Origin of the sequence: Onishia niordana, from assembly GCF_004798965.1 — a bacterium.
Lineage (GTDB): Bacteria > Pseudomonadota > Gammaproteobacteria > Pseudomonadales > Halomonadaceae > Onishia > Onishia niordana.
Genome location: NZ_SDSD01000003.1, coordinates 204,398 through 230,166, shown reverse-complemented (window position 1 = coordinate 230,166; position 25,769 = coordinate 204,398). Strand labels below are relative to the sequence as shown.

The 25,769-nt window shown below is 58.9% G+C and carries 22 protein-coding genes; 7 read left to right on the top strand and 15 right to left on the bottom strand.

The features are described from left to right. Nucleotides 1-11: 11 nt before the first annotated feature. The 4 genes from ETC27_RS17410 (at nt 12) to ETC27_RS07660 (ending at nt 4,158) form a co-directional block, all read left to right on the top strand. Nucleotides 12-188 carry a hypothetical protein gene (locus ETC27_RS17410; RefSeq protein ID WP_205742704.1) on the top strand — a complete coding sequence of 59 codons (177 nt, stop codon included), beginning with the start codon at nt 12-14 and terminating at the stop codon, nt 186-188. A gap of 223 nt (nt 189-411) precedes the next feature. Continuing rightward, the gene (locus tag ETC27_RS07670) at nt 412-984 is read left to right on the top strand and encodes a YjbF family lipoprotein (protein WP_168709037.1); all 573 of its coding nucleotides are present in this window, start codon (nt 412-414) and stop codon (nt 982-984) included. 40 nt (nt 985-1,024) lie between these two features. Further along, the gene (locus ETC27_RS07665; RefSeq protein WP_136254415.1) at nt 1,025-1,822 is read left to right on the top strand and encodes a hypothetical protein; all 798 of its coding nucleotides are present in this window, start codon (nt 1,025-1,027) and stop codon (nt 1,820-1,822) included. A 167-nt stretch (nt 1,823-1,989) separates the two neighbouring features. Continuing rightward, nucleotides 1,990-4,158 (top strand): YjbH domain-containing protein, encoded by a 2,169-nt coding sequence (locus ETC27_RS07660; protein WP_136254414.1) that lies wholly within the window; start codon nt 1,990-1,992, stop codon nt 4,156-4,158. A gap of 194 nt (nt 4,159-4,352) precedes the next feature. Here the strand turns inward: ETC27_RS07660 and sthA are convergent, their stop codons facing one another. The 9 genes from sthA to ETC27_RS07615 form a co-directional block, all read right to left on the bottom strand. Next, entirely contained in the window at nt 4,353-5,744 is a 1,392-nt protein-coding gene (gene sthA, locus ETC27_RS07655; protein ID WP_136254413.1) for a Si-specific NAD(P)(+) transhydrogenase, read from the bottom strand. 59 nt (nt 5,745-5,803) lie between these two features. Continuing rightward, the gene (gene nqrM, locus ETC27_RS07650) at nt 5,804-6,058 is read right to left on the bottom strand and encodes a (Na+)-NQR maturation NqrM (protein ID WP_136254412.1); all 255 of its coding nucleotides are present in this window, start codon (nt 6,056-6,058) and stop codon (nt 5,804-5,806) included. A 329-nt stretch (nt 6,059-6,387) separates the two neighbouring features. Next, complete coding sequence (gene nqrF, locus ETC27_RS07645; protein WP_136254411.1) at nt 6,388-7,620, bottom strand: NADH:ubiquinone reductase (Na(+)-transporting) subunit F; 1,233 nt, start codon at nt 7,618-7,620, stop codon at nt 6,388-6,390. A gap of 73 nt (nt 7,621-7,693) precedes the next feature. Further along, nucleotides 7,694-8,314 carry an NADH:ubiquinone reductase (Na(+)-transporting) subunit E gene (nqrE, locus tag ETC27_RS07640; RefSeq protein ID WP_136254410.1) on the bottom strand — a complete coding sequence of 207 codons (621 nt, stop codon included), beginning with the start codon at nt 8,312-8,314 and terminating at the stop codon, nt 7,694-7,696. Beyond that, complete coding sequence (locus tag ETC27_RS07635) at nt 8,315-8,983, bottom strand: NADH:ubiquinone reductase (Na(+)-transporting) subunit D (protein ID WP_136254409.1); 669 nt, start codon at nt 8,981-8,983, stop codon at nt 8,315-8,317. A 3-nt stretch (nt 8,984-8,986) separates the two neighbouring features. Further along, a complete protein-coding gene (locus ETC27_RS07630) occupies nt 8,987-9,763 on the bottom strand; it encodes a Na(+)-translocating NADH-quinone reductase subunit C (RefSeq protein ID WP_439331795.1) in 777 nt (258 codons plus the stop codon). Further along, entirely contained in the window at nt 9,763-10,989 is a 1,227-nt protein-coding gene (locus ETC27_RS07625; protein ID WP_136254407.1) for an NADH:ubiquinone reductase (Na(+)-transporting) subunit B, read from the bottom strand. The genes ETC27_RS07630 and ETC27_RS07625 overlap by 1 nt, the downstream gene beginning before the upstream one ends. Next, nucleotides 10,989-12,341 (bottom strand): Na(+)-translocating NADH-quinone reductase subunit A, encoded by a 1,353-nt coding sequence (locus ETC27_RS07620; RefSeq protein WP_136254406.1) that lies wholly within the window; start codon nt 12,339-12,341, stop codon nt 10,989-10,991. Before ETC27_RS07620 ends, ETC27_RS07625 begins: the two co-directional genes overlap by 1 nt. A gap of 451 nt (nt 12,342-12,792) precedes the next feature. Then, entirely contained in the window at nt 12,793-14,256 is a 1,464-nt protein-coding gene (locus ETC27_RS07615; RefSeq protein ID WP_136254405.1) for a glyceraldehyde-3-phosphate dehydrogenase, read from the bottom strand. 349 nt (nt 14,257-14,605) lie between these two features. Here ETC27_RS07615 and mfd point away from each other — a divergent pair, with 349 nt between their 5' ends. Beyond that, entirely contained in the window at nt 14,606-18,052 is a 3,447-nt protein-coding gene (gene mfd, locus ETC27_RS07610) for a transcription-repair coupling factor (RefSeq protein WP_136254404.1), read from the top strand. Nucleotides 18,053-18,092: 40 nt separating this feature from the next. Next, the gene (locus ETC27_RS07605) at nt 18,093-19,238 is read left to right on the top strand and encodes a L,D-transpeptidase family protein (RefSeq protein WP_136254403.1); all 1,146 of its coding nucleotides are present in this window, start codon (nt 18,093-18,095) and stop codon (nt 19,236-19,238) included. A 245-nt stretch (nt 19,239-19,483) separates the two neighbouring features. On the opposite strand, the gene ETC27_RS07600 is transcribed toward ETC27_RS07605, so the two are convergent. Together ETC27_RS07600 and ETC27_RS07595 are read right to left on the bottom strand one after the other, a co-directional pair. Then, complete coding sequence (locus tag ETC27_RS07600) at nt 19,484-19,750, bottom strand: Lpp/OprI family alanine-zipper lipoprotein (protein ID WP_136254402.1); 267 nt, start codon at nt 19,748-19,750, stop codon at nt 19,484-19,486. 196 nt (nt 19,751-19,946) lie between these two features. After that, nucleotides 19,947-20,534, bottom strand: a complete 588-nt coding sequence (locus tag ETC27_RS07595; protein WP_136254401.1) for a L,D-transpeptidase family protein — start codon at nt 20,532-20,534, stop codon at nt 19,947-19,949. 215 nt (nt 20,535-20,749) lie between these two features. Here ETC27_RS07595 and ETC27_RS07590 point away from each other — a divergent pair, with 215 nt between their 5' ends. Beyond that, on the top strand, nt 20,750-21,232 hold the full coding sequence (locus ETC27_RS07590) for a potassium channel family protein (protein WP_240724848.1): 483 nt from the start codon (nt 20,750-20,752) through the stop codon (nt 21,230-21,232). 134 nt (nt 21,233-21,366) lie between these two features. On the opposite strand, the gene ETC27_RS07585 is transcribed toward ETC27_RS07590, so the two are convergent. The 4 genes from ETC27_RS07585 to topA all read right to left on the bottom strand — a co-directional run bounded on the left by ETC27_RS07585 (nt 21,367) and on the right by topA (nt 25,371). Next, on the bottom strand, nt 21,367-21,879 hold the full coding sequence (locus ETC27_RS07585) for an NYN domain-containing protein (protein ID WP_136254400.1): 513 nt from the start codon (nt 21,877-21,879) through the stop codon (nt 21,367-21,369). A 9-nt stretch (nt 21,880-21,888) separates the two neighbouring features. Continuing rightward, nucleotides 21,889-22,125: a hypothetical protein gene (locus ETC27_RS07580; RefSeq protein WP_136254399.1), complete on the bottom strand. Its 237-nt coding sequence runs from the start codon at nt 22,123-22,125 to the stop codon at nt 21,889-21,891. A 145-nt stretch (nt 22,126-22,270) separates the two neighbouring features. Next, a complete protein-coding gene (locus ETC27_RS07575) occupies nt 22,271-22,732 on the bottom strand; it encodes a DUF6586 family protein (protein ID WP_136254398.1) in 462 nt (153 codons plus the stop codon). Next, the gene (topA, locus tag ETC27_RS07570) at nt 22,729-25,371 is read right to left on the bottom strand and encodes a type I DNA topoisomerase (protein WP_136254397.1); all 2,643 of its coding nucleotides are present in this window, start codon (nt 25,369-25,371) and stop codon (nt 22,729-22,731) included. Before topA ends, ETC27_RS07575 begins: the two co-directional genes overlap by 4 nt. Between the last annotated feature and the right edge of the window lie 398 nt (nt 25,372-25,769).

The window sequence follows — 25,769 nt, the reverse complement described above, 5'->3', positions numbered from 1 at the left end:
ACCGGTTGCTCTTGCGCAAACCACTGAAAGCGGCGGAAGCGCTAGCGCCAGTGGTGGTGCTAGCAGCAGCGCTGGCGCCAGTGCAGGCGGAGCTGGTGCAGGTGGCGCTGGTGCGGGCGGCGCTGCAGCGGGCGGTGCTGCCGGCGCAGGCGCTGCGGCTGCATCTGGCGCGGCAATTGCCGGTGTAGCGGCAGCCTCTGCGGTAGCAATCGGTGTAGCAGCCCAGGCAGTTGCGGGCAACGATAGCGGCACAGGCACCACTGGCACCACAGGCACCACGGGCACCCGGTAATGCCAGCGCAACCATCAGGCTTTCGAGGCCGCCTACGGGCGGCCTCATTACATTATGGCGTCATATCAGCGCTCACCCTTCCCATGACGGCTTGCACGCAAGGGGGTGGTACAACGCCCATGACAAATACCTTGTCGATGCTGTGGGGATCGTCATCTTCCGCCATGGCCGATTACGCGCAACAAGTCCCCTATGCTTCCCTTGCGCTCACGATGGATGGCAATCAGGCGCTTGTGGTAATGGCGTATCAAGGCGGCGAAAATGAGTCACGCACGCTATGGCAAGCCAAAGACAGAGCCACTCTGGAACTACGAAACGGAACCCCCTTTGCCTCAGCAGGCTTTGATAATGAGTTACTGGGTATCGACTATGCGACGCCCTCCTCTACCAATAGCCCGCTAGCCGCTACCTCCTTATCCGTCCAGTGGCGCGATGCCGCTGGCCAGCAGCATGTCGCCAATGCTCACATAAGTACCCATTGTGAACCAGCAGCCCCCGTTCAGTTGCCACTGATAACGCGCACCCTAGAAGCCTGTCATCAGCGCGCAGACTGGCAACAAGCTGGAACCAGCGTTAACACGCTATGGCGCGACCCGGTGACCAAGCGTATCTGGGCCGGCGATATCCAGCCATGGCCAGACGCGCAACGCATTGCCTGGCAGGTGGCCCGCCCTTGGTGGCCACAGAATTAGAATTACTCCGCTACTTGCGGACACCACACGATGACCGACTATGCGGACACACCCCATCAGCGCCTCGCGCCCAAGACGAGTTAGCACATGGCTAGCAGGCAGCATCCTGGTGCTTATTACCGCTGAGGCAGTCGCGCAGCCAGCGCCTCAAACGCTACGTGATGCCTGGCTAGCGCTTGACTCGGCCTCACCTTCACCGGCCTATACCTTTTATCGCTACAAAGACGATGGCACCGGACGGCACCAGGAACTGAAGCGCTTGGCCGCGGAGCTGAAGACCATAGGCCAGGAGATGGCTCTCGATGCAACTCACGCCATGCCCGGGCTAATGCAATGGCATGAGCGCGCCCTGGCTTTTGCCGCCACATCCAAGCAATCCAGAAGCTTGGGGCGTGCCGATCTCGCCACATTGGTCGCGCGCCCGCGCTTGAACCCGACGCTCTCATCACTGGCTAACGCCGGTTTTTGCAGCGTCCCGGATTGGGTTGAGGTATGGCATCCTGCAGGAGTGACAGAGGTGGCATACCAGCCGGGACTTACACTGGATGCCACCCTAGCCCACGTCGGACTGGCTAAGGGATCATCACGCGCCGAGATAGGCGATAACGTGGCATGGATATCGCCGATGGGTGACATTCGCCGCGTAGGGATCCAAGCCTTTAATGATCAATCCCTGACACTGCCACCGGGTAGCCGCATCGTCGTGCCCATGACTCATGATTCCCCAAGTGCACGATGGGTAAACGAGCAGTTACCGAAATTGCTCGCTACTCGACTGCCGGGGGACGACTGCCATTATTTGACCACTGACTCGCCCACTACGGCAGACCCTTCATGATCTACCACCACTTGGCCCAGGCAGACAGCATATACCGCAATTCCCTCAGCCTCCCTGATGTTACAAGGCATCGTGTGACAAGCCCTTATGTGACAAGACCTCATGTGACAAGCCCTCGTGTGACAAGCCCTCATGTAACAAAGCTATGCAGTTTGGCTTGCTGCGTCATGATCGCCTCCCCGGCTTGGGCGGGCATGTTTGAGGCCATTGATACAGGCACTGATCTTAAGGACCTCGACACTCACCAACACCATCTCGGTAGTGGCCAGACGGATTCAGGCGGGGTTGGCTTGATGCAAACACCCAGTGCCCGCATGGCGCCCATCGGCGAGTTCTCGTTGTCCTATAATTACGTTGAACCCTATCGTCGATATAGCATTAGCCTGCAACCAGCCGACTGGTTTGAGTTCACGTTTCGCTACACCAAGATTGACAACCGCCTATATGGCTCCTCGATTGCCGGGGACAGGTCCTATCTGGATAAAGGGCTCGATGCGAAACTACGACTATGGGAAGAAAGTCGTTATCTGCCCGAAGTCGCCCTTGGCGTTAGGGATGCGGGCGGCACCACCTTGTTCGGCGCCGAATACCTGGTTGCCAGCAAGCGCTGGTATGACCTTGATTTTAGCTTAGGCCTCGGCTGGGGTTACCTTGGCACTCGCGGCGACATGGTCTCACCGCTAGGCGTACTCGATGATCGCTTCAAGACCCGGCCAACAGAGGGCGGCGGTGATCAAGGTGGCGAATTCGCCTTGAATCAGATATTTCGTGGCCCGGCTGCCATATTCGGCGGTATCGAATACCAAACCCCCTGGGACCCGCTTGTTCTGCAACTGGAGTATGAGGGCAATGACTACACGAATGAGCCCTCTAGTGAGCCCCTTCAACAGGATTCACCCCTTAACATCGGCGCGCGCTACCACCTCAATGACAGCGTAGCCCTTCAAGCGGGTTGGGAGCGGGGGAATACCCTGATGACCGGCATCACTCTGAGCGCCAATTTAGCCGGCCTCAGCCAGGTAAAGCGCGACCCAGAGCCGATTACCATCTCCCGAGCGACCGCCCCCGCCGAGCCGTCAACCTCGCGCCCTCAACAGTCATCTACGTCAGAGGTTGCGGACAGCGCGACGGGAAGCCAGGCCGACTGGCGCGCTACTACCGATCAACTACTCACCAATGCTGGCATCCGGGTCAACCGCATCCTAGTGTCAGGGGATACGTTGGTGGTAGAAGGCGAGCCCACCAAATACCGCTCTCTGGCTAGAACGGAAGGCCGTGCCAACCGGATCCTGCATAACAACGCCCCCGATACTGTCACCACCTTCCGCTACCGCTGGCAGTCCCGCGGCCTCAACCTGCGTGATGACGTGCACTCACGCGAAGCCTTCGTGGAGGCGGCTGAATCGGTTCAAGCCGAGCCTGACTATTACTATGGCATCTACACCACGCCAGCCAAAGGTGACGCCCACGGCGAGGTATTGGCCGACGCCGAGGAACAACGATTCGAATACAATATTGGCCCTGGATATAACCAGAACCTGGGCGGGCCGGATGGTTACCTCTATCAGCTACTGGTGAGAGCTAATGGCGAGTACATGACCGATCCTAACGGCTGGTTCTCGGGCACGCTGGGCTGGACCGTGGCCGACAACTTCGACAAGTACGATTACGTCGCCGATTCTGAACTCCCCCGGGTTAGGACCTACATCGGTGACTATCTGGCCGAAAGCAGCCTTGGTATTACCAACCTTCAGTACACCCGGACCAAGCGCCTAGGCGATAACTGGTTCGCCATGGGCTATGGCGGTTTACTGGAGATGATGTATGCCGGGGTCGGCAGTGAGGTGCTGTACCGTCCCTTTAACAGCGACTGGGCGCTAGGTGCCGATCTTAACTATGTGCACCAACGAGAATTCGACCAGCAATTCGGTCTGCGGGATTACTCTACCTGGACAGGGCATCTCAGTGCCTATGTGCAAACCGACTTTGAGGACGTCTTGGCCAAGGTCAGTGTTGGCCGCTATCTCGCCAAGGATATTGGCACCACCATCGATCTGTCACGGGAGTTTGCATCGGGCGCTCGCATGGGTGCCTGGGCAACATTTACCGATGCCGGTGATAAATTCGGCGAGGGGAGCTTTGACAAGGGCGTTTACATAAGCCTACCGCTGGATGCATTTTTCACCTCCTACAGTCGCGATCGTGTTTCCCTCGCTTGGCAGCCCCTTACCCGCGATGGCGGTGCTCGCCTGGATCGCCGTTACTCACTGTACGGTATGACGGAGGATCGCGAGCTCGACAGGTTCTGGGAAAACCGTGAGGACTTCTGGGAATAAATCAGCGGGCAAGCCTTTGGTGTTAACCGCTTCGTCCGCTGCTAACCCGGTGGAGTAGACCCACCCTCCCGCCGACCGTCAGAAACAATAACCCCGGCTAGGAAGCCGGGGTTATTAACTACCATCAACTACTATTATTGACCATTAACTACTACTAAGTAGTACTAACTACCGCTTAACCTGCTTGTATTGGATCAGAACAGCCGGTTCAAGCCGTTTTGCGCCGCCACCCGATAAGCCTCGGCCATGGTCGGATAATTGAAGGTGGTATTAATGAAGTACTTGAGGCTATTGGCCTCCCCTTCCTGCTGCATGATCGCTTGACCGATGTGTACGATCTCAGAAGCCTGGTCACCAAAGCAGTGGATACCGAGGATTTCGAGGCTGTCCCGATGGAAGAGGATCTTCAGCATGCCCACGGTGTCGCCGGTAATTTGGGCGCGGGCGGTATCCTTGAAGAAGGCTTGAGCGACTTCGTAAGGGACCTTAGCGGCCGTGAGTTCGCGCTCGTTCTTGCCCACCGAGCTGATCTCGGGAATGGTATAGATCCCGGTCGGCACGTCATCCACGAAACGGAAATCCTCGTCGAGCAAGTCGTCACTGGCATTGCGCCCCTGATCGTAGGCGGCACTGGCAAGACTCGGCCAGCCAATCACATCGCCCACCGCATAGATATGCGGAATCGCGGTGCGGTAGTGATTGTCGACCTGCAACTGGCCACGACCATTGGCTTCCAGGCCGATGTTTTCGAGGCCTAGCTGATCGGTATTACCGGTGCGGCCATTGGCCCACAGGAAGGCATCGGCACGCAGCTTCTTGCCAGATTTCAGATGCACGACAACACCCGATTCATCACCCTCGACGCGGTCATAGTCTTCGTTATGGCGTATCAGGGCGCCGTGGTGACGCAGATGATAGGAGAGCGCGTCACTTATCTCGTCGTCAAGGAAGGATAGCAAGCGCTCCCTTGAGTCGATCAAATCGACCTTAACGCCTAGCCCGGAGAAGATCGAAGCGTATTCACTACCGATAACGCCGGCGCCGAAAATGATCAGCGTCCGTGGGGTATGCGACAAGCCAAGGATGGTATCGGAGCAGTAAATCCGCTCGTGACGAAAGTCGATATCCGCGGGGCGGTAAGGACGCGAGCCGGTGGCGATGACAATTTTCTGGGCATTCAGCTCCTCGGTACCTTCCTGGTTATCGCGTATCAGCAGTGTGTGCTCATCCTTGAACCGGGCCACACCAAAGAACAAATCAATGCGGTTACGCGCATAAAAGTTCGTACGCATCTCGACTTGTTGGTCGATGGTGACCTGGGAGCGCTGCAGGACCTTGGGAAACGAGAACCACCGCGGCTCGCCAATATCGCGAAACATGCGGTTGGTATTGAAGGACATGATCTGCTTGACCTGATGGCGAAGAGCCTTCGACGGGATGGTGCCCCAGTGCGTGCAGTTGCCGCCAACGGCCTGCTGCTTCTCGATAATGGCGACCCGCTTGCCATGCTTGGCGGCATTGATGGCGGCGCTTTCGCCCGAGGGACCGGTACCGATCACCACCACGTCGTAATTATGAACTGCCATCATTTCTCCTAGCGTTGTGGGTCCCGTCTCTACATGTCCTGACTGAAAACATCCCCGGCTCAGCGCCGGGTGGCGTCGTAGCCCAAGTCAGCGCCGCGACTCTCGTCACTGGTACGCCGCGCGCTGGCCGCCTTCTTGTTCTCTTCCTCGCAGGTCTTGTCGTCGCCTCCGCAGATATCGCAGCCATTCTTGAGGCCCAGGTTATTGAGGCCGCCGCAGGAGCCAGCAATGGGCTTGCGTCCGAGAATGACGCCGATAGCCATCGCGGCCATTAACAGCAGCATGAAGCCGAATACCAAGAACCAAATCGTCATGGGAGTCTCCTTGACCACCTATAGTCGTCACTATTGTCGAAACTCTTTTCGAAACAGTTTTCGAAACTATTTTCGAAACTTAAGTAAGGCAGCCGGTTGGGAGTGAATGAATGTCGCTATTACTGTGACCTCGGCTGGGGGCATATCATTCCCGATGCCGCCAGGCGAGGTGACAGTTATCCGTGAACGTCCACGGACATGTACGCCTACTGAGTTGTCGTAACTCCTGAATAACGAGCACGAAACAAGGCAAAGGGGCCGGCCCAGTGGGCCAGCCCCGTATCGCGTTGGCCTCGCTCGGTGATAAGACTCAACCGGTAGGGAAAGCCTTAGCCGCCGAAATCATCCAAGGCGATGTTCTCAGGCTCGACACCCATATCCACGAGCATCTTGATCACCGAGGCGTTCATCATGGGCGGCCCACACATGTAGTACTCACAATCCTCAGGGGCCGGGTGGTCCTTGAGATATTCCTCGTAGAGTACGTTATGGATGAAGCCAGTGGCGCCTTCCCAATTGTCCTCGGGGAGCGGATCCGACAGCGCCAGATGCCATTCGAAGTTCTCGTTCTCTTCGGCCAGCTGATCGAACTCTTCGTTATAGAAGGTCTCGCGCCAAGAGCGGGCACCATACCAGAACGAAATCTTGCGGTTGGAGTTCAAGCGCTTGAGCTGATCAAAGATGTGGCTACGCATGGGCGCCATGCCAGCACCACCACCCACGAAGACCATCTCCGCATCGGTGTCCTTGGCAAAGAACTCACCGAAGGGCCCCATCACCTGAACCTTGTCACCCGGCTTCAGATTGAAGACATAGGTCGACATCAGGCCCGGCGGATGATTGGTGCCCGGCGGCGGTGTGGCGATACGGATGTTGAACTTGAGCAGGCCATACTCTTCCGGGTAATTGGCCATCGAGTAAGCCCGAATGACTTCCTCGTCGCTCTTGTGGGAGACCTTGAACAGCTCGAATTTCTCCCAGTCGCCCCGGTACTCTTCTTCGATATCGAAGTCAGAGAACTTGATGTCATAGGGCGGCGCCACCAGCTGCACATAACCACCGGCACGGAAGTCGACTTCCTCGCCTTCGGGCAGCTTGAGGTTGAGCTCCTTGATGAAGGTCGCGACGTTGGGGTTCGAGGTGACCTCGCACTCCCACTGCTTGACGCCGAAGACCTCTTCCGGGACCTCGATCTTCATATCCTGCTTCACAGGCACCTGGCAGGAGAGGCGCCAGCCGTCTTTCTTCTCGCGCATGGTAAACGCGGATTCCTCGGTCGGCAGGATCGCCCCGCCACCATCTGGAATCCGGCACTTGCACTGGGCGCAAGACCCGCCACCGCCACAGGCAGAGGACAGAAAGATGCCATTAGCCGCCAGGGTCTGCAGCAGCTTGCCACCCGCCTGTGTGCTAAGGGTGTACTCGGGATCGCCGTTGATCTCGATGGTCACGTCGCCGCTGCTCACGAGACGGCTACGGGCAGCCAGGATGATCGCCACCAGGCCGATAACGACCACGGTGAACATGACCACGCCGAGCAAGATGACATTTGTATCAACCATGTCGGGTTCCTATTGGTGTTCGTTGCCTGAGATACCGTTGCCTAAGGGGTCTTTCCTTTAGCCAAACAAGCCCTCAGAGCTGGATGCCGGAGAAGGACATGAAGCCAAGCGACATCAGACCCACGGTGATGAAGGTGATGCCCAGACCCTGCAGGCCCGCCGGTACATCACTGTACTTGAGCTTCTCACGAATCCCGGCCAACGCCGCGATCGCCAGTGCCCAGCCCATACCGGCGCCGGCACCGTAGACGACGGATTCACCGAAGTTGTAGTTACGCTCGACCATGAACAGCGTGCCACCGAGGATCGCGCAGTTCACCGTGATCAGCGGCAGGAATACGCCGAGGGCGTTATAGAGTGACGGCACGAACTTGTCGAGGAACATCTCGAGAATCTGTACCAGAGCGGCGATGACGCCGATATAGCTTAGAAGCCCAAGGAACGACAGATCGATATTCTCTGCACCACTGATGCCGGTCCAGGCCAGAGCCCCTTCCTCAAGCAGATAGGTGAGGATCAGGTTGTTGACCGGCACGGTGATGGCGAGTACCGCGATGACGGCAACGCCCAAGCCAATCGCCGAAGAAACCTTCTTTGAAACGGCGAGAAAGGTACACATGCCCAAGAAGAAGGCCAGGGCCATGTTCTCGACGAAAACCGCCGCGACAAACAGGCTGAGATAATGTTCGAGCATTTACACGGCCTCCTTCGGCTTGGTGTTTTCCTTCATCTTGAACTCGTTCTCTTCGATCTGTTCCGGCTGCACACTGCGCAGCACCCAGATGAACAGGCCGATGACGAAGAACGCGGACGGCGGTAGCAGCATCAGACCGTTGGTCACGTACCAGCCACCATCTTGAACCGGTGTCAGCACGGTCATGCCAAATACGCTGCCCGAGCCCAGCAGTTCACGGAAGAAGCCGACGATCATCAGGATGACGCCATAGCCCAGGCCATTACCCACGCCGTCGAGGAACGAAAGCACCGGGCCATTCTGCATGGCAAAGGCTTCGGCACGGCCCATCACGATGCAGTTGGTGATGATCAGACCAACGAAAACCGACAACTGCTTGGACATCTCATAGGCATAGGCCTTGAGCACCTGGTCGACCACGATGACCAAGGAGGCAATGATGGTCATCTGCACGATGATGCGGATCGAGGACGGAATGTGCTTGCGGATCAACGAAACGAACAGGTTGGAGAACGCCGTTACCGCGATAACCGCAAGCGACATGACCAGCGATACGCTCATGCTGCTGGTCACTGCCAGCGCCGAGCAGATACCGAGGATCTGCAATGCGATCGGATTGTTCTTGAAGATCGGCGTGATCAGCACGCCTTTAGGAGTTGCGGCTGACATGTCTTAGGCTCCTTCCGATGAATCACGGATCTTGGAGAGGTAGTTGCCGAAACCGGCATCGCTCAGCCAGAACTGCACCAAGTTGGTCACGCCCTTGCTGGTAAGCGTCGCACCCGACAAGGCATCCACTTCGGTAGCACCGCTGGCACCGCCCTTGACCAAGGCGATTTCAGGACCACCCTCGCCTACTTCGCCATCGGGATAGACCTGCTTTCCTTCCCACTGAGCCTTCCACTTCGGGTTATCCACTTCACCGCCCAGACCCGGTGTCTCGGAATGGGAGTAGAAGGTGATGCCCTCGATGGTGTTGGCATCGCCCTGCAGGGCGAGATAGCCACGCATCAGGCCCCACAGGCCCTGGCCACGCACCGGCACGATGATCTGGTCAGGATCTTGCGGGTCACCAACCAGGTAGACGACGGAATAGTTCTCCTGACGCGACAGGCCGGCGATATCCTTTTCACCTGACAAGGTGCGGGACTGAGCCGGATCACGCGAGGCCGAGAACTGATCGTAGGTCTCCGGGTCCACCTCATCGGTGTACTCACCCGTGCGCAGATCGACGGCACGCGCTGTCACCTGCTCGAACTGTTCGGTGATCGGCACACCCGTTTCATAGAGGCCTGCTACCTGGAGAATATTCGACTTGCGGTCGGCCTCCTGGTTGAACTGCTGCTGCGGACGTAGGGCTACCGCGGCGGTAGACACGATTACCGAGCAGACGATGCACAACGCGAAGGCAACAGTCAGCGTCTTCTTGATGGAGTCGTTACTCGCCATCAGGCACTCTCCTCAGCCATGGCACCGGTACGCTGCTGACGGCGCTTGATGTTGGCCTGCACAAAGAAATGATCGATCAACGGGGCGAACAGGTTGGCAAACAGGATCGCCAGCATGATGCCCTCGGGGAAGGCCGGGTTGACCACGCGGATCAGCACGGTCATCACGCCGATCAGCGCGCCGAAGGCCAGACGCCCCTTGTTGGTCATGGAAGCGGACACCGGGTCGGTCGCCATGAACACCATACCGAAGGCGAAGCCGCCCACCACCAGGTGCCAGTACCACGGCATGGCAAACATGGCGTTGGAGTCAGAACCGATGGCATTGAACAGTGAACTGGTCGCGACCATGCCGAGGAACACGCCAAGCATGATTCGCCAGGACGCGATTCGGGTCCACAGCAGCACCGCGGCGCCAATCAGGATCGCCAGCGTCGACGTCTCACCGATGGAGCCCGGGATATAGCCAAGGAAGGCATCCATCCAGCTGAATTGGCTGGACAGTGCTGACATGCCGCTCTGATAAGCCGTGGAAAGCGCCGTGGCACCGGTATAGCCATCGGCCGCCACCCAGACGCTATCGCCGGAGATCTGTGCTGGATAGGCGAAATACAGGAAAGCACGACCGGTGAGTGCCGGGTTCAGGAAGTTCTTGCCGGTACCACCGAAGATTTCCTTGCCGATCACGATGCCGAAGGTGATACCTAGCGCCACCTGCCAAAGCGGAATCGTCGCCGGCAGAATCAGGGCGAACAGTACCGAGGAGACGAAGAAGCCTTCGTTAACCTCGTGACCACGCTTGATGGCAAACAGCACTTCCCAAAAGCCGCCGACCACGAAGGTCACCAGGTAAATGGGCAGGAAGTAGGTCGCACCCAGTACAAAGTTGGACCAGACGCTGCCGGCATCATGGCCGCCAGCGAGCAACATCAGGATCGCTTCGCGCCAGCCGCCCATGGACGCAAAGCCCTCGGCGATGGCCGCATTGGCCTGCCAGCCAGCATTCCACATGCCGAAGAACATCGCCGGGAAGGTGCACATCCATACGGTGATCATGATCCGCTTGAGATCGACACCATCACGTACGTGAGCCGTGGTCTTGGTGACGCTTGCCGGCGCATAGAAGATTGTGTCGACGGCTTCGAAGAGCGGATAGAACTGCTCGTATTTGCCACCCTTGTGAAAGTGCGGCTCGATGTTGTCGAGAGTCTGTCGAATACCCATCATCAGGCCTCTTTCTCGATAGTGGAGAGGTTGTCACGCAGGATGGGACCGTATTCGTACTTGCCGGGACACACATAGGTGCACAGCGCCAGGTCCTCTTCATCCAACTCCAGACACCCCAAATCCATAGCAGTTTCAATGTCGCCGACGATAAGCGAGCGTAGGAGCTGTGTGGGCAGGATATCCAGCGGCATGACGGTCTCGTAGTTGCCAACCGGCACCATGGCACGTTCTGAGCCATTGGTAGAGGTGTCGGGCGAATACTTGCTGAGCCCGAGGATCTTCGACAGATAGATACCCATCACCGAGTGGCGATTCGCACCGGTCGAGAGCCAGCCCATGAAGGCACGCTTGTTACCCTCTTCCAGCAAGCTCAACTGGTTGTGGAAGCGGCCGACATAACGCAGCCCCCCTTCGGCTGTTGAGCCAGAGAACACTGAACCTGAAATCACCCGCGTGTCGTCAGGAGAGATGACTTCGCCAGCCAGCAGTTCATCGGTGCTCGCACCGATACGCGTGCGCAGCAGACGGGGGTTCTCGGCCCGCGGCCCGCCGATGGCGATCACACGACTGACGTCAAGCTTGCCCTCAGCAAACATCCTGCCGAACGCGATCACATCCTGATAACCGATGTGCCAGACCTGCTTATTCAGCGCCACCGGCGACAGGTAATGGATATGCGTGCCCACGAGGCCCGCCGGATGACGTCCGCCAAAGCTCTCGACCTGCACTTTGTCCACACCACTGCCGGGCAGCTTTGCATCGGGACCCTGGCAGAGAAAGACCTTGCCTTCGGTGAGACGTGACAGCACCTTGAGGCCATGCTCGAAGGCCTCAGGTGCTTCATTGATGATATCGACCGGATCAGGGCTCAGTGGATGCGTATCGACGGCCGTGACGAAGATATTCTCCGGCACGGCATCGAGGGCCGGCGTACGCGAGAACGGGCGCGTACGCAGCGCCGTCCACAGCCCCGACTCGACGAGTTGGTCGACCACCACCTGACGGTCCAGGCTGTCGATCTTGCCGGCACCATGCGCGGTAAACTCGACAGCATCTTCCGCCTGTTCATCAACCTTGATCACCACCGACAGCAGCTTGCGCTTCTCTCCGCGATTGATCGCTACTACCTCACCGCCCGCCGGCGCGGTAAAGCGCACGCCTTCGATTTTCTTGTCGGTGAAGAGCAGCTGGCCTAGTTTGACGCTATCCCCCTCCCGGACCTCCATGGTTGGCTTCATGCCAACATAGTCGGTGCCCAGGATGGCCACGTGACGAACCGGGCGCGCATCCTCGATGCGCTGCTCGGGCGCCCCCGCGATGGGGAGATCCAGGCCTCGTTTGACTTCGATCATAGACTCGCCCAGTTATCGGCTCTGATGTGTCAGGAAAGAGGTTCGAAAGACGCGCTTGCCCAAGCTTCAATGGGGCCAAGGGTCACGGTCACGGTGTTCGAATTCTTTTCTTATCAGAAGGTTGTCAGTTCGGCCCGCCATGCACGGACCGCCCCTAAAATCTCGGACATTATAATGACATGCGAAAAGAAAGGCCACATGGCCAAGGGTAGCATGCAGGCGCGGGGCAGCGACTAAGGTGTCGCGAGGAGGGAGAATAATGCGAAATAAATCAGATGATTAAGCAGCACTCGGAGCAGCTGGCATGGCGTCAAAGGCGCCCATAATGAATTAAACGCCCAGGCGCTGGGGGCCTGGGCGCGCGCTTGCGTTACGACCTCGTAGAACCTTCAGTCAACATCTCTGTCGCAACGCCCCACGAGATTGCGTGTGGCTCGGCCAAGAGCCTGGTTCAATCCCGATCAACAGGGAACGTCAAGAAACTCACGTTGGACATATGCTGCAGGATACGCACGACCTGGCAGCTGTAGCCGAACTCGTTGTCATACCACACGTACAATACCGCATTCTTGCCGTCGGCAATGGTCGCCTTGGCATCGACGATACCGGCATGGCGGTTACCCACGAAGTCAGAAGAGACCACTTCCGGGGAGTCCACGAAATCAATCTGCTTCTGCATGGGGGAATGGATCGCCATGCGACGCAGATAGTCGTTGAGCGCCTCAACATCGGCTTCTTGATGAAGATTCAGGTTGAGAATCGCCATCGAGACATTAGGCGTCGGCACACGAATGGCGTTGCCGGTCAGCTTCCCGGTGAGCTCCGGTAGTGCCTTGGCAACCGCCTTGGCGGCACCGGTTTCGGTCAGCACCATGTTCAAGGGCGCACTGCGACCTCGACGATCCCCGTTATGGTAGTTGTCGATGAGGTTCTGGTCGTTGGTATAAGAATGGACCGTCTCGACGTGACCGTGCTCGATGCCGAACTTGTCATTGAGCGCCTTGAGGACCGGCACGATGGCATTCGTGGTACATGACGCCGCCGACACGATGCGATCACCGAGAGCAATATCGGTGTGGTTGATGCCATAAACCACGTTCTTGACATCGCCCTTGCCTGGCGCGGTCAGCAGCACCTTGGCCGCCCCCTTGCACGCCAGATGCTGACCGAGGCCTTCCTCGTCGCGCCACATGCCGGTGTTATCGACCACCAGGGCGTTATCGATGTCATAGGCGGTGTAATCGACCTCGCTCGGCGAGTTGGCGTATATCACCTTGATGTAGTTGCCATTAACGATCAGGGCGCTATTGTCGTGGTCGACGCTGATGGTGCCCGAGAAGGGACCATGCACGGAGTCACGACGCAGCAGACTGGCGCGCTTTTCCAGATCCTTGCTCAAATCGCCGCGTCCGCGCACCACGATGGCTCGCAGGCGCAGCAGGTTCCCACCGCCGGCCTTTTCGACCAGGATGCGCGCCAGGATGCGACCGATGCGACCAAAGCCATACAGCACGATATCCTTGGGCTCGCCATTGCCCGTCTTCTGGCAATGCTTGCCCACGATGTCGGCGAGCTCCTGCTTGAGAAAGGCCGTCACGTCGTCAGCGTCGCTGTGCTTGAAGGCCACGGCCATCTTGCCGATATCCACGTGTGCCGGGCCAAGGTCCAGCTCGGCCATCGCCTTCACCAGCGGGAACGTATCTCGCACGGAGAGCTCGGTCCCCTCGACCTTCTTGACAAAGCGATGGTCCTTGAGAATGCGGATGACGGACTGGTTGACCAGGGAGCGCCCGAACAGCGAGGGGACGATGTTGTACTGGCGATACAGCTTGCCCAGCAGCGGAATCATCTCCTCGGCCAGGGCTTCGTTGTCTTGCCATTCCTCAAACACGGTCTCGAGCTTCTGCTGACTCACGTAAGGCCTCTCTCTTCGATGATCATACGTCGATGAACATGGCGTCAAAACCGCACTATCACCGATCAGTGACAGGCGTCTCGTCGCAGCTAGTCGTTGGCTATAGTGGGCGGGTAGACCACTACAAAAGTGGTAGGCATTATCCGAGCCGGGGGTGATAGCCGCAATGACTGGTTAGTCGCAGTCGCTGTAAGGCAATTACAGGAATGGCGATTTGACTACAAGCGCGAAATCGGCGGGTGGCCGCCTCCCCTTCCGAAGTCGCGCCCGGCCCGCTAGAGTGGACGCCTATGTTCGCACTCCGCGAGCCTTATCCATCCCTTTTCCTGGCTGCCATCAAGACGACACCATGCCGCATTTTTCACCGCTCGACCCGCCTCGCCCTCAAGGAGTGCGCGATACGCTCTACTGGCAGGCCCCGCAAGGTAGCGCTACACCGCTTGCCCTGGCGAGGCTGGCCGATGATGCGCCCTTGATGATCATCACTGCCGACACCGCAAGTGCTCAGCGCCTGGAAGACAGTCTGCGCTTCTTTTCCCGGGTATCGGTTCTGCCCTTCCCCGACTGGGAGACACTACCCTATGACAGTTTTTCACCCCACCAGGACATCGTATCGGCGCGGCTGCGCACGCTAAGAAGCCTGCAGCAGGCCCAAGAGGGCATCGTGATCGTGCCCATCAATACCCTGATGCAGCGCCTGCCGCCCACCGAGTACATCGCCGGCCAGGTATTGACGCTCAAGGTGGGGATGACGATTGATCGCGAAGGTTTTCGTGACAGTCTCTCGCGGGCCGGCTATCGGGCGGTGGAAACCGTCTATGAGCCCGGTGAATACGCCATGCGTGGCGCCCTGATCGACCTGTTCCCGATGGGCAGTGAATCACCGCTTCGCCTGGACCTGTTCGACAACGAACTCGACACCCTTCGCCACTTCGACCCCGACACCCAGCGCAGCGAGGATAAGGTTGAAGCGGTCGAACTGCTGCCGGCACACGAGTACCCGCTAACGCGGTCAGCGATTGCCTGCTTTCGCGAAGGCTTCGAGACACTGTTCGACGTCGACCCGCGTCAATGCCCGCTCTATAACGATGCGCTTAAGGCGATTCCCTCGCCCGGCCTCGAGCAATACCTGCCGCTGTTTTTCGAAGAAACGGCGACCCTCTTCGATCACATGGTCGATGGTGCACGCGTCGCCCTGCTGCCCGGCGTCTTCGAGGCCGCCGAGCACCACTGGACATCGATTCGCAGCCGATATGAGAACTTGGGCGTCGACCCCACGCGCCCGCTGCTGCCTCCTCATCGCGCCTTCTTGCCGGTTGAAGAAATCTTTGCCGCGATCAACCGCACCCCGCGTGTCGAGCTGGTCACCGACGATCATCCCCATGCGCGCATCAGCAAGACACAGCCGCCCCCTTCGGTGGCCATCAACGCCCGCAACCAGCAACCGCTAGCGGCCCTATCACACTATCTGGAGGCGGGGCCTGAGACACGCGCCCTGTTCGTCGCCGAATCCCGCGGCCGTCGTGAAGCACTGGAAGAGACCCTGGCGCCTCTGGGGCTCACCATGCCCCATGTCGATGACTGGGCTGCGTTCCTCAATAGCGATTCCCAGCTGGCCATCACCGAGGGGGCGCTGGATGAAGGCCTTGCCATCGACGAGCCGGCGCTTGCGATCATTACCGAGACAGAGCTCTACGGCGATGTGGTACGTCAAAGCCGTCGCCGCGAGAAGGCCACCGACGACAGCGAAATGGCTATCCGCCATCTCTCTGAACTGCGCCCCGGCGCACCGGTCGTGCACCATGCGCATGGTGTCGGGCGCTACCTGGGGCTAGAAACGCTGGAGGCAGGCGGTCAGGCGGCCGAATTCGTGGCGCTCGAATATGCCAACGAGGCCCGCCTCTATGTGCCGGTCGATAGCCTGCACCTGATCTCCCGCTATGCCGGTGCCAGCGACGAACTGGCCCCGCTGCATAAACTCGGGTCGGATCAATGGGACAAGGCCAAGAAGAAAGCCGCCGAGAAGGTGCGGGACACCGCGGCGGAGCTGCTTGATGTCTATGCCCGTCGCGAGGCCCGAGAAGGCTTTGCCTGCGATCTGCCGGAATCCGAGTATGGCCGCTTTGCGGCAAGCTTCCCCTTCGAGGAGACGCCGGATCAACGTGCTGCGATCGACGCCGTGCTCGGCGACATGACCGCACCGCGACCGATGGACCGGGTGGTCTGCGGCGACGTCGGTTTCGGCAAGACCGAAGTGGCCATGCGCGCCGCCTTCCTGGCCGTCAATGCCGGCCGACAGGTCGTGGTCCTGGTGCCCACCACCTTGCTGGCTCAGCAGCATTACGACAATTTCCGCGACCGCTTTGCCGATACGGCCGTTCAGATAGAGCTGATCTCCCGCTTCACCGGTGGCAAGAGCCAGGACAAGACCCTGGAACGCATTCAGGACGGGCGCGCCGATATCGTGATCGGAACGCACAAGTTGCTGTCCAAGAGCATGAAGCTGCCCAACATGGGGCTCTTGATCATCGACGAGGAACATCGCTTCGGGGTTTCCCAGAAGGAGCGCCTGAAGAACCTGCGCGCTGAGGTCGATATCCTCACGCTGACTGCCACCCCAATACCGCGCACGCTCAACATGGCCATGAGTGGCATGCGCGATCTGTCGATCATTGCGACACCACCGGCCAAGCGCCTGTCGGTCAAAACCTTTGTGCAGCAGCGCAACGAACCGGTGATCAAGGAAGCGATACTGCGCGAGATCCTGCGCGGCGGCCAGGTCTATGTCCTGCATAACGAGGTCAAGACCATCGAAACCACCGCCGAGCACGTCCGTGAACTGGTACCCGAGGCGCGGGTCGGCGTGGCCCATGGCCAACTGCCCGAACGCAGCCTTGAGCGGATCATGTCGGATTTTTACCACAAGCGCTTCAATGTGCTGGTGTGCTCGACGATCATCGAGACAGGTATCGACGTCCCCAGCGCCAACACCATCATCATCGAACGGGCCGACAAGTTTGGTCTGGCGCAGTTACACCAACTACGTGGCCGAGTCGGGCGCAGCCACCATCAGGCCTATGCCTATCTGCTGACGCCGCCACCGCGTAATATGACCAAGGATGCGATCAAGCGCCTGGAAGCGATCAGCGAAGCCGAGGACCTGGGGGCAGGCTTTACCCTCGCCAGTCACGATATGGAGATTCGCGGGGCCGGCGAGCTGCTGGGCGATGAACAAAGTGGCCAGATAGAAACCATCGGCTACAGCCTCTACATGCAGATGCTGGATCGTGCCGTCAAAGCCATTCGCGCCGGTAAAACGCCCAATATAGAAGCGCCACTGGACGAGGGCGTGGAAATCAAGCTCAATCTGCCGGCGCTGATACCCGATGACTACCTGCATGACGTGCAACAGCGCCTGGTGATGTACAAACGCATCGCCAGCGCGGAGAACGCGGCAGACCTCAAGGAATTGCAGGTAGAAATGATCGACCGCTTTGGGCTACTCCCCGCCCCCGTGAAGACCCTGCTGCGACAGACTCGCGTGCGTCAGCGGGCCGAACAACTCGGCATCACGCGCCTGGAAGCCGGCGAACAGCGCGGTCGCGTGGTATTTGGCACCGGCACCGCGGTCGACCCGATGACACTGGTGTCGCTGATCCAGAAAGATCCTGTCCATTTCCGCCTCGACGGCGCCGACACCCTGCGCTTCGAAGCCGACATGGAAAATGAAGAGACTCGCTTCCAGCAAGTGGAAAGCCTGCTCGACCGACTCAACCGAAAGACCGAGGCGGCCTAGGCACTAAAGCCCGGCCGAAATCATGATGAGCGAAGAAACGATGGTTAAAACTCCTCCCCGTGGCACTGCACCCGCTTGGCGCCTCACCCATTGGCGACTGCTCCTTGCCGGCGTGCTTCTGTCATTGCCGCTGTCGCTGCAGGCGCTTGACGCTCAGGCCGCAGACGAGCCAACCGCCAAGGCAGAATCCTCGAGCGAAGCAGAATGGCCCCAAGGCCACTATCCGCTTCCCGAGGAAGGCGACATCGTCGGCGAGACGAGCACCATTATCGCCGAGGGCTCAGACACGCTGCTCGACATCGGCCGCCGCCATGGCATCGGCTATGAGGAGATGCGCCGTGCCAATCCCGACATCAATGTCTGGTATCCCGGAGAAGGTAGCGAGATCGTGATTCCGTCGCGCTTCATTCTGCCTCCCGGTCCGCGGGAAGGCGTGGTGGTGAACGTGGCCGAAATGCGCATCTACTTCTTCCCGGAACCCAAGGACGGCGAAGCGCCCCATGTCGAAACCTATCCGGTCAGCGTGGGGCGCATGGACTGGAAAACACCACTGGGCACCACGTCGATCACACAGATGGTCAAGAACCCCAACTGGTATCCGCCGCAGTCCATCATCAAGGAGCATGCCGAAGACGGTCGCGGCAAGCTGCCAAGCGTCGTACCCGCGGGGCCTGACAACCCGCTGGGCTCGCGCAAGATGCGACTCAACATCCCGGGGTACCTGATCCATGGCACCAATCGCCCAGACGGTATTGGCATGCGCGTCACCCATGGCTGCATCCGCATGCTGCCGGAAGACGTGGAGTCTCTGTTCGCAAAGGTCGGTGTTGGCACCACCGTGCGCCTGATCAACGAGCCGTTCAAACTGGGCTGGTCGGAAGGCACTCTCTACGTGCAAGCCTACCCCTACCTGGATGAAGAAGAAGGCACCACCGTCGACCGCATCACCAACGCCTTGGCACAGGTTGACCAGGCCGTGGAAGGCCTCGACTACTCTGTCGACTATGCTCGCCTGCGTGATGTCGTCGAGGTGCCTGGTGGCTTACCGGTTGCACTCGAGTATACCGCCCCGCCAAACCAGCAGAGGGCACCCAAGACGCTCTACGAGCAACTGGAGCTGATCGCTGCTGATACCCCCAAGACTGTCGATGTAGAAGCAGCAAAGGCCCTTGTCGAGCCCAGCTGAGCCTGACAATTTATGGCGCACCTTGAAGCGCCTAGCCTGAAAAAACGCCTCGTTAATGCGAGGCGTTTTTTTATGCATTCACGCGCGGATTATTTGGGCTGTCTGCCACCAACAGCGTCAGGCCCTTCACTGCCTTAAGCGGTCTTTACCGTATTCAGGCACAAAAAAAGGCCCTGCGTTTCGGCAGGACCCTCGCATCAAGGCCGGCAACACCATCGCGTCGCCGGCCTTCGACTACATACGAATTACTTGCGCATGGAGCGTTCGAACATGCGATCCATTGCCTGACGGTTCTCTTCAGACATCTGCATAGCAGCATTAGCATCGCGCTGCGCCTGGTTTGCAGTGTTCAGTGCACGGTTAGCAGTGCTGTTGGCCTGAGCGGCGTCAGCCTTGGCTTCCTGCGCAGTGGTGCGCACTTCTTCCAGAGCACCGGTAGAGGCACAACCAGCCAGCACGGCCAGTGATGCAGCGGCAGCGGTCAGCTTCAGAGCGTTAGTGATCTTCGACATGGTGTTCTCCTTGAGGGTCTTCCTTGGTTCAGCCGGGCATACCCGATTTCTATCAGGCCCTGCTCGTTTCATACGATACAGGGGAATGCCTCGACAGGTCGACTCTGGCAAGCCAGAGCCTTTAGGTCAATTGCCGCTCCATTATAGACACAACTCGTTGTCTATATGGAAGAACAGCAACTTCCGTAGATGCAGATTAGCGGATCACTACGCGTGTGCCAATCGTCACCAGGTCCGTTAGGTAATCAATCTGCGCATTAGTGACTGCCACACAGCCCTGAGTCCAGTCGAAACGCCGATGAATCTCGGGATCGGCTTCTCCGAGGCCATGGATACCGATATAGCCACCCAGCACCGTATCCTGAGGAGGCTGCCCTGTTCGACGAAGATCGCTCATGAAGTCACCATATTCGCGCCCCGTCATCATGCCGGCCTCCCAGGCCTCTCGGGCATGGCCAGCGGTGGGAAAATCAATCCCCAAGAAAATATGGAAATCACTATTAAGCTTCACGCGATTGATGTGAAAAACCCCGGAAGGCGTCGACCTGTCGCCCTCACGGCGAAGACGCTTTACACCACCCCGCCCTACCGACACCGGGGAGAAACGCTCGACCATCTTATCGCCGCGATAGATCTCAAGACTCGACGAGGATTGATCAATCAGCAGCCATAGCTCTTGAGGGCCGGGATTCAACGACACTCTATCGGTGTCGGGCGACATGGCGCCGACGGCAACGCCAAGCGGTAACAAGGACACAACAAGCAGAATAATCAGTCGGCGCATGGTCAGGCTCGTGATCGGGGTGGCTGTAGGTTAGGCTCACAGGTTTCTACCGGATTCTGGGACCAATGACAACGCGGGCCTCTCAAGACTCACTATCCGTGCATGGCTATCTGACAGCCATTCACGAAATGTCCGATAATACTGGGGTCGGTCGTGCTGAAATGGCTGCGGCGTAGGCTCTCGTCAGTCTCGCATCAATCGCCGAAAGAACATCAATGGAGCTCACCTTGCTGGACGCATTGCTTGATCCTGGCAGCCTGCTGGTGGTCCTGGCATCACTGCTGACCGTCGCCCTATGCGTGTTGCTGCACTACGAAGTATCGATGATCCTGAGCCGGCGCATGGAGCACTCCACCCGCTCACAGCGCCAACGCTTCTTGACGCTTATCTTCGGACTACTGGGGAGCCATATTGCTCAGATATGGGCCTTTGCGGCTACCATGAGCCTGCTACTGGACATGCCTGGCACAGGCGAAGTGGTCGGTATTACAGCACCGCGATTCCTGGATTTCGTCTACCTGTCGGCAATCAACTTCACCACCCTAGGGTATGGCGATATTGTACCCGACGGCCCTATCCGATTCGTGATGGGCACCGAGGCCCTGACCGGCTTCATGTTGATCACCTGGTCGGCCTCACTGACTTTCCTTGAAATGCAGAAGCACTGGCGGACTCATCACCCTGATCAGGGCGAGTAGAACATGGCCGCACGCCGATCGGGGCTTGGCGGTCAACGGACGCGTCATTAACGTGCCTTCATGACAGAAAAACAGCCTGATGTGGCGAATAGTCGGGGACTACAAGGGAAAGAAACCTGACCGGGCAGAACACATCAGCTTGGGCCTGAATGGCCGAGCAGCAAGCCATTTTCGATAGGCACGTAGGTAGAAGCGGCCTGAATGAGCGCTTCTGCCGTCAGCGCTTTCACGCCGTAGACATCCACCTGCACCCCATAGCGCTCGCGCATACGGCTCACCAGCAGATCAAAATCGCCGTCGCCGGACACCAGCACGACACGCTCGACATCGGCAGCCGCCTCGAATGCATCGAGGGCTATGCCTACATCCCAATCACCCTTGGCGGAACCATCACGGCGCTGAATGAAGGGCTTTAGCTTCACGTCAAAGCCGATGCCACGCAGAATAGCCTGAAATTGACGCTGGCGTGGATCGCCGCGATCCACCGCATAGGCGTTGGCAACCACGACCCTGCCGATGTCAGTCAGCCGCGCCCATAGCGCGTGATAGTCGAAATGGCGGCCAAAGGCCTGGCGAGTGGTGTAATAGACGTTTTGCACGTCGACAAAGACGGCGACGCGGGAAACGTCGCCAGGCGATGCGGCCATTAGAGGCCCTCAGTGCACGGTGGAAGGGATTTCCGGTTCTTCACTCTCTTCCTGCCATAGCTTGCTGCGCGTAATGGCGTGATCAATCATCTCGCGCGCCACTTCGAAGCGGCTCTGACGCAACAGATCGCCGGCTTCCTCGGAGAAATTGATGCGCAACAGCGGCTCGCCTTCACCTTCGGCGTGGCGCAGCACGATCTCACCGTCGTTGAGTTCGACGATTTCCAGAACAGCGGTTTCTGACATTCTGGATGAACCCTCCAGCTGATGGGGCAATAAAAAACGACCACGGCGATCATCCATGGTCGTTGTCGATATCTCTAGATTACCATCAGACGGGCCGAGACGTCATCTGAGATTGCATGCCGGAGAGAGGGGGCTTCAGACGTCGCTACCATTCGACGCTGGTTTCCCGTAACTGCGACAACGTGGTTTTGAACTCGCTGAGACAACCAGCGAGCTCATCGCCCAATGAACGCTGACCCGCCACAGCGATGGTCACCGGGCTTGCCAGGTCACGCCGCGCCACGCCATCGACGCCATGCAGTCCATTGAGGCGAGCCAGCAACCAGCCAAGCCAGCTATCTGCCTGCCCCGCCAACTCACGCAGCTGCGCCAATTCTGCGACAGGGGGCGCATCACGGACCAGAAGCTCTCGCCAATCATGGCGCGGAAGCCGCGCATGCTCGGTCAGCTCACGCAGAGCCGAGTTAAGCGCAAGCTCTAACAGCGCAAGCGCCCCCTCTTCACTGGCCATGCGCCGCGCCACGGCGTGTTCATCATCGCCTGCCGGCACCGCCAGCATCAGCTCAGCCTGATAGAGCAATTGATTGGTGCGGCCACTTTGCGTCATTTGCGCTTGTCCTCCACCTGCCACTTACTGCCATCAAAGGTCGCCTTCCAGGCAGTGGCCTTGCCTTCCTCGTCGGTCATCACGAACTGTGTCTTGGTCTTGCGTGAAAACCGGATCTGGGTCGGGCGACCATCCGGGTCCTCGCTGGGCGCCTTGAGCAGGAAGTGATATTTCTCGGGTAGCTCCTCGGCGTGGGCCTTGAGCTCACGCACCAGCGGCGGACGGGTCTCACGATTCTTGGGGAACTGACTGGCCGCCAGGAAGAGCCCACTGGCACCATCGCGCAGCACATAGTGATCCTCGACCTTCTGGCAGGCCAGTTCCGGCATCGGAATGGGGTCCATCTTGGGCGGTGCCACCTCACCGCTGCGCAGCAGCTTGCGGGTGTTCTTGCAGGTTTCGCTGGTACAACCGAAGTACTTGCCGAAGCGACCGCTCTTCAGCTGCATTTCGGCACCGCACTTGTCGCACTCGATGACCGGACCTTCATAGCCCTTGATTTTGAAGTGCCCTTCCTCGATCTCATACCCCTCGCAATCAGGGCTGTTGCCACAGATATGCAGCTTGCGGGTCTCATCGATCAGGTAGTTGTCCATGGCCGTACCGCAGAGACCACAGCGGTGTTTGGCGCGCAGCGCATCGGTCTCTGCCTCTTCACCGGCGTCAGCGGCCACGGCTTCCTCACCCGGGATAAGATCGATGGTGGTCTTGCAACGCTCCTTGGGCGGCAGGTTATAACCCGAGCAGCCAAGGAAGACCCCGGTCGAGGCGGTGCGAATCTGCATCTTGCGCCCACAGGTCGGGCAGTCGATATCGGTCGGCACCGGCTGATTGGGTCGCATACCCTCTTCGCTCTCGGCCACCTCGAGTTCCTTGCGGAACTCGCTGTAGAAGGCATCGAGCAACTCGCGCCAGTCACGCTCGCCCTCAGCCACCTCATCAAGGTTATCCTCCATTCGCGCCGTGAAGGAGAAGTCCATCAGGTCGGGGAAGGACTCGCTGAGTCGCTCGGTGACGATGTCACCGAGCTTCTCGGCGTAGAAGCGCCGGCTCTCGAGCTTGACGTAGCCACGGTCCTGAATGGTCGAGATGATCGCGGCATAGGTCGAGGGCCGGCCAATTCCCCGCTTCTCGAGCTCCTTGACCAGACTCGCCTCGGTGAAACGCGCGGACGGCTTGGTGAAGTGTTGCTGCGGATGGAGCGCCTCAAGTTGCATCGGCGTGCCCTCGGCAAGATCGGGAAGCGATTGATCCTCTTCCTTCTTGCCGGCGGGCTTCATCACGCGGGTGTAACCGTCGAACTTGAGCACTCGGCCCTTGGCCCTGAGTTCATAGCCGTCGACCTCGACGGTCAGTGTGCTGGACAGGTACTCCGCCGGCGTCATCTGACACGCCACGAACTGGCGCCAGATTAGCTCGTAGAGACGCTCGGCATCGCGCTCCATGCCCACCAGGTCGGTCGCCTTGAACGCCACATTCGAGGGGCGAATGGCTTCGTGCGCTTCCTGAGCCCCTTCCTTGCTCGAATAGCGGTTGGGGGCGTCAGGCAGGTAGCGACTGCCGTATTCCTCGTCGATATGGCCACGCACCGCCTCGATCGCATCCTTCGACAGATTGGTCGAGTCGGTACGCATGTAGGTAATGTAACCCGCCTCGTAGAGGCGCTGCGCCATGGTCATGGTCTTCTTGACGGAGTAACCCAGCCGGCCACTGGCGGCCTGTTGCAGCGTCGAGGTAATAAAGGGCGCGTTGGGCTTGGAACGGGTCGGCTTGTCTTCGCGGGCCGTGACGGCCAGTGAGGCCTTGCGCAGACCCGCAATCCGCTCGAGGGTTTCGGCTTCGCTGGTCGGGCGAAACGTCTTGCCGTCCTGACGCACCAGCTCGAAGCGAATCGGCTCGGCGTCATCCGTCGCGTTGCCCACCGTCAGATCCGCGTGCACGTCCCAGAACTCTTCGGGAACGAAGGCACGAATCTCACGCTCACGCTCGACAATCAGCCGTACCGCCACCGACTGAACCCGACCGGCAGAGAGGCCCCTGGCCACCTTGCTCCAAAGCAGCGGCGAGAGCATGAACCCCACGACGCGGTCGAGAAAGCGCCGCGCCTGCTGCGCTTCGACCCGCGGAATATTGAGCTGCCCCGGATCCTGGAACGCCTCCTGAATCGCATTCTTGGTGATCTCGTTGAAGACCACACGCTTGTAGCGTTCAGGCTCTCCGCCAATGGTTTCCTGCAGGTGCCAGGCAATGGCCTCACCCTCACGGTCCAAATCGGTCGCGAGATAGACGGCGTCGGCCTTTTCGGCATGCTTCTTGAGGTCTGCGACTACCTTCTCTTTACCGGGAAGGATGTCGTATTCCGCCTCCCAACCGTGCTCGGGGTCGATCCCCATCCGCCGAACCAGCTGATCCCAGGACTTGCGCTTCTTGTAGACCGCCTTCTCGTCCGGAGACATCTTACGGGTCGCGGCCGCCTGGCGGGCACGCTCCTTGGGATCGCTGGATGCCTTACCCGAGCCGCTGGTCGGCAGGTCGCGAATATGACCCACGCTCGACTTCACGATGTAATCGTTGCCGAGATATTTATTGATCGTCTTTGCCTTGGCCGGCGACTCGACGATGACCAGTGACTTGCCCATAGTACTCCAAATAATCGTGTCAGCCCGGGCAGCATGCCCCGAGACGATCTCGTTGTGCCAACATCCATTAGCGGCTGAAAAATTCGCCTACCCTACCCCAGCGATTGGTGCGGCGCCAGTCATCGACGTGACTCGTTATCTGACCCTAGACCGCGCCGCTAGGCCTCGGCAAGGCTTCCACCACCTTTATTAAGGTCACTTCAACTGTCATCTTGGCGAGTTAAGCTCGTAATATCTGTGCCAACAGCGTCACGAAACCTCAAGAGGCATCGGGCTTTTCAGCTAGCCGGGAGCGTGGTGTACTATGATGTAGTAAAATCACTACATGGCAATTTGCCACCCGTATTCAGCCCTACTTTTCGGTCGCCATCAGGCACCGAAACCAAGCTCACTCGTCA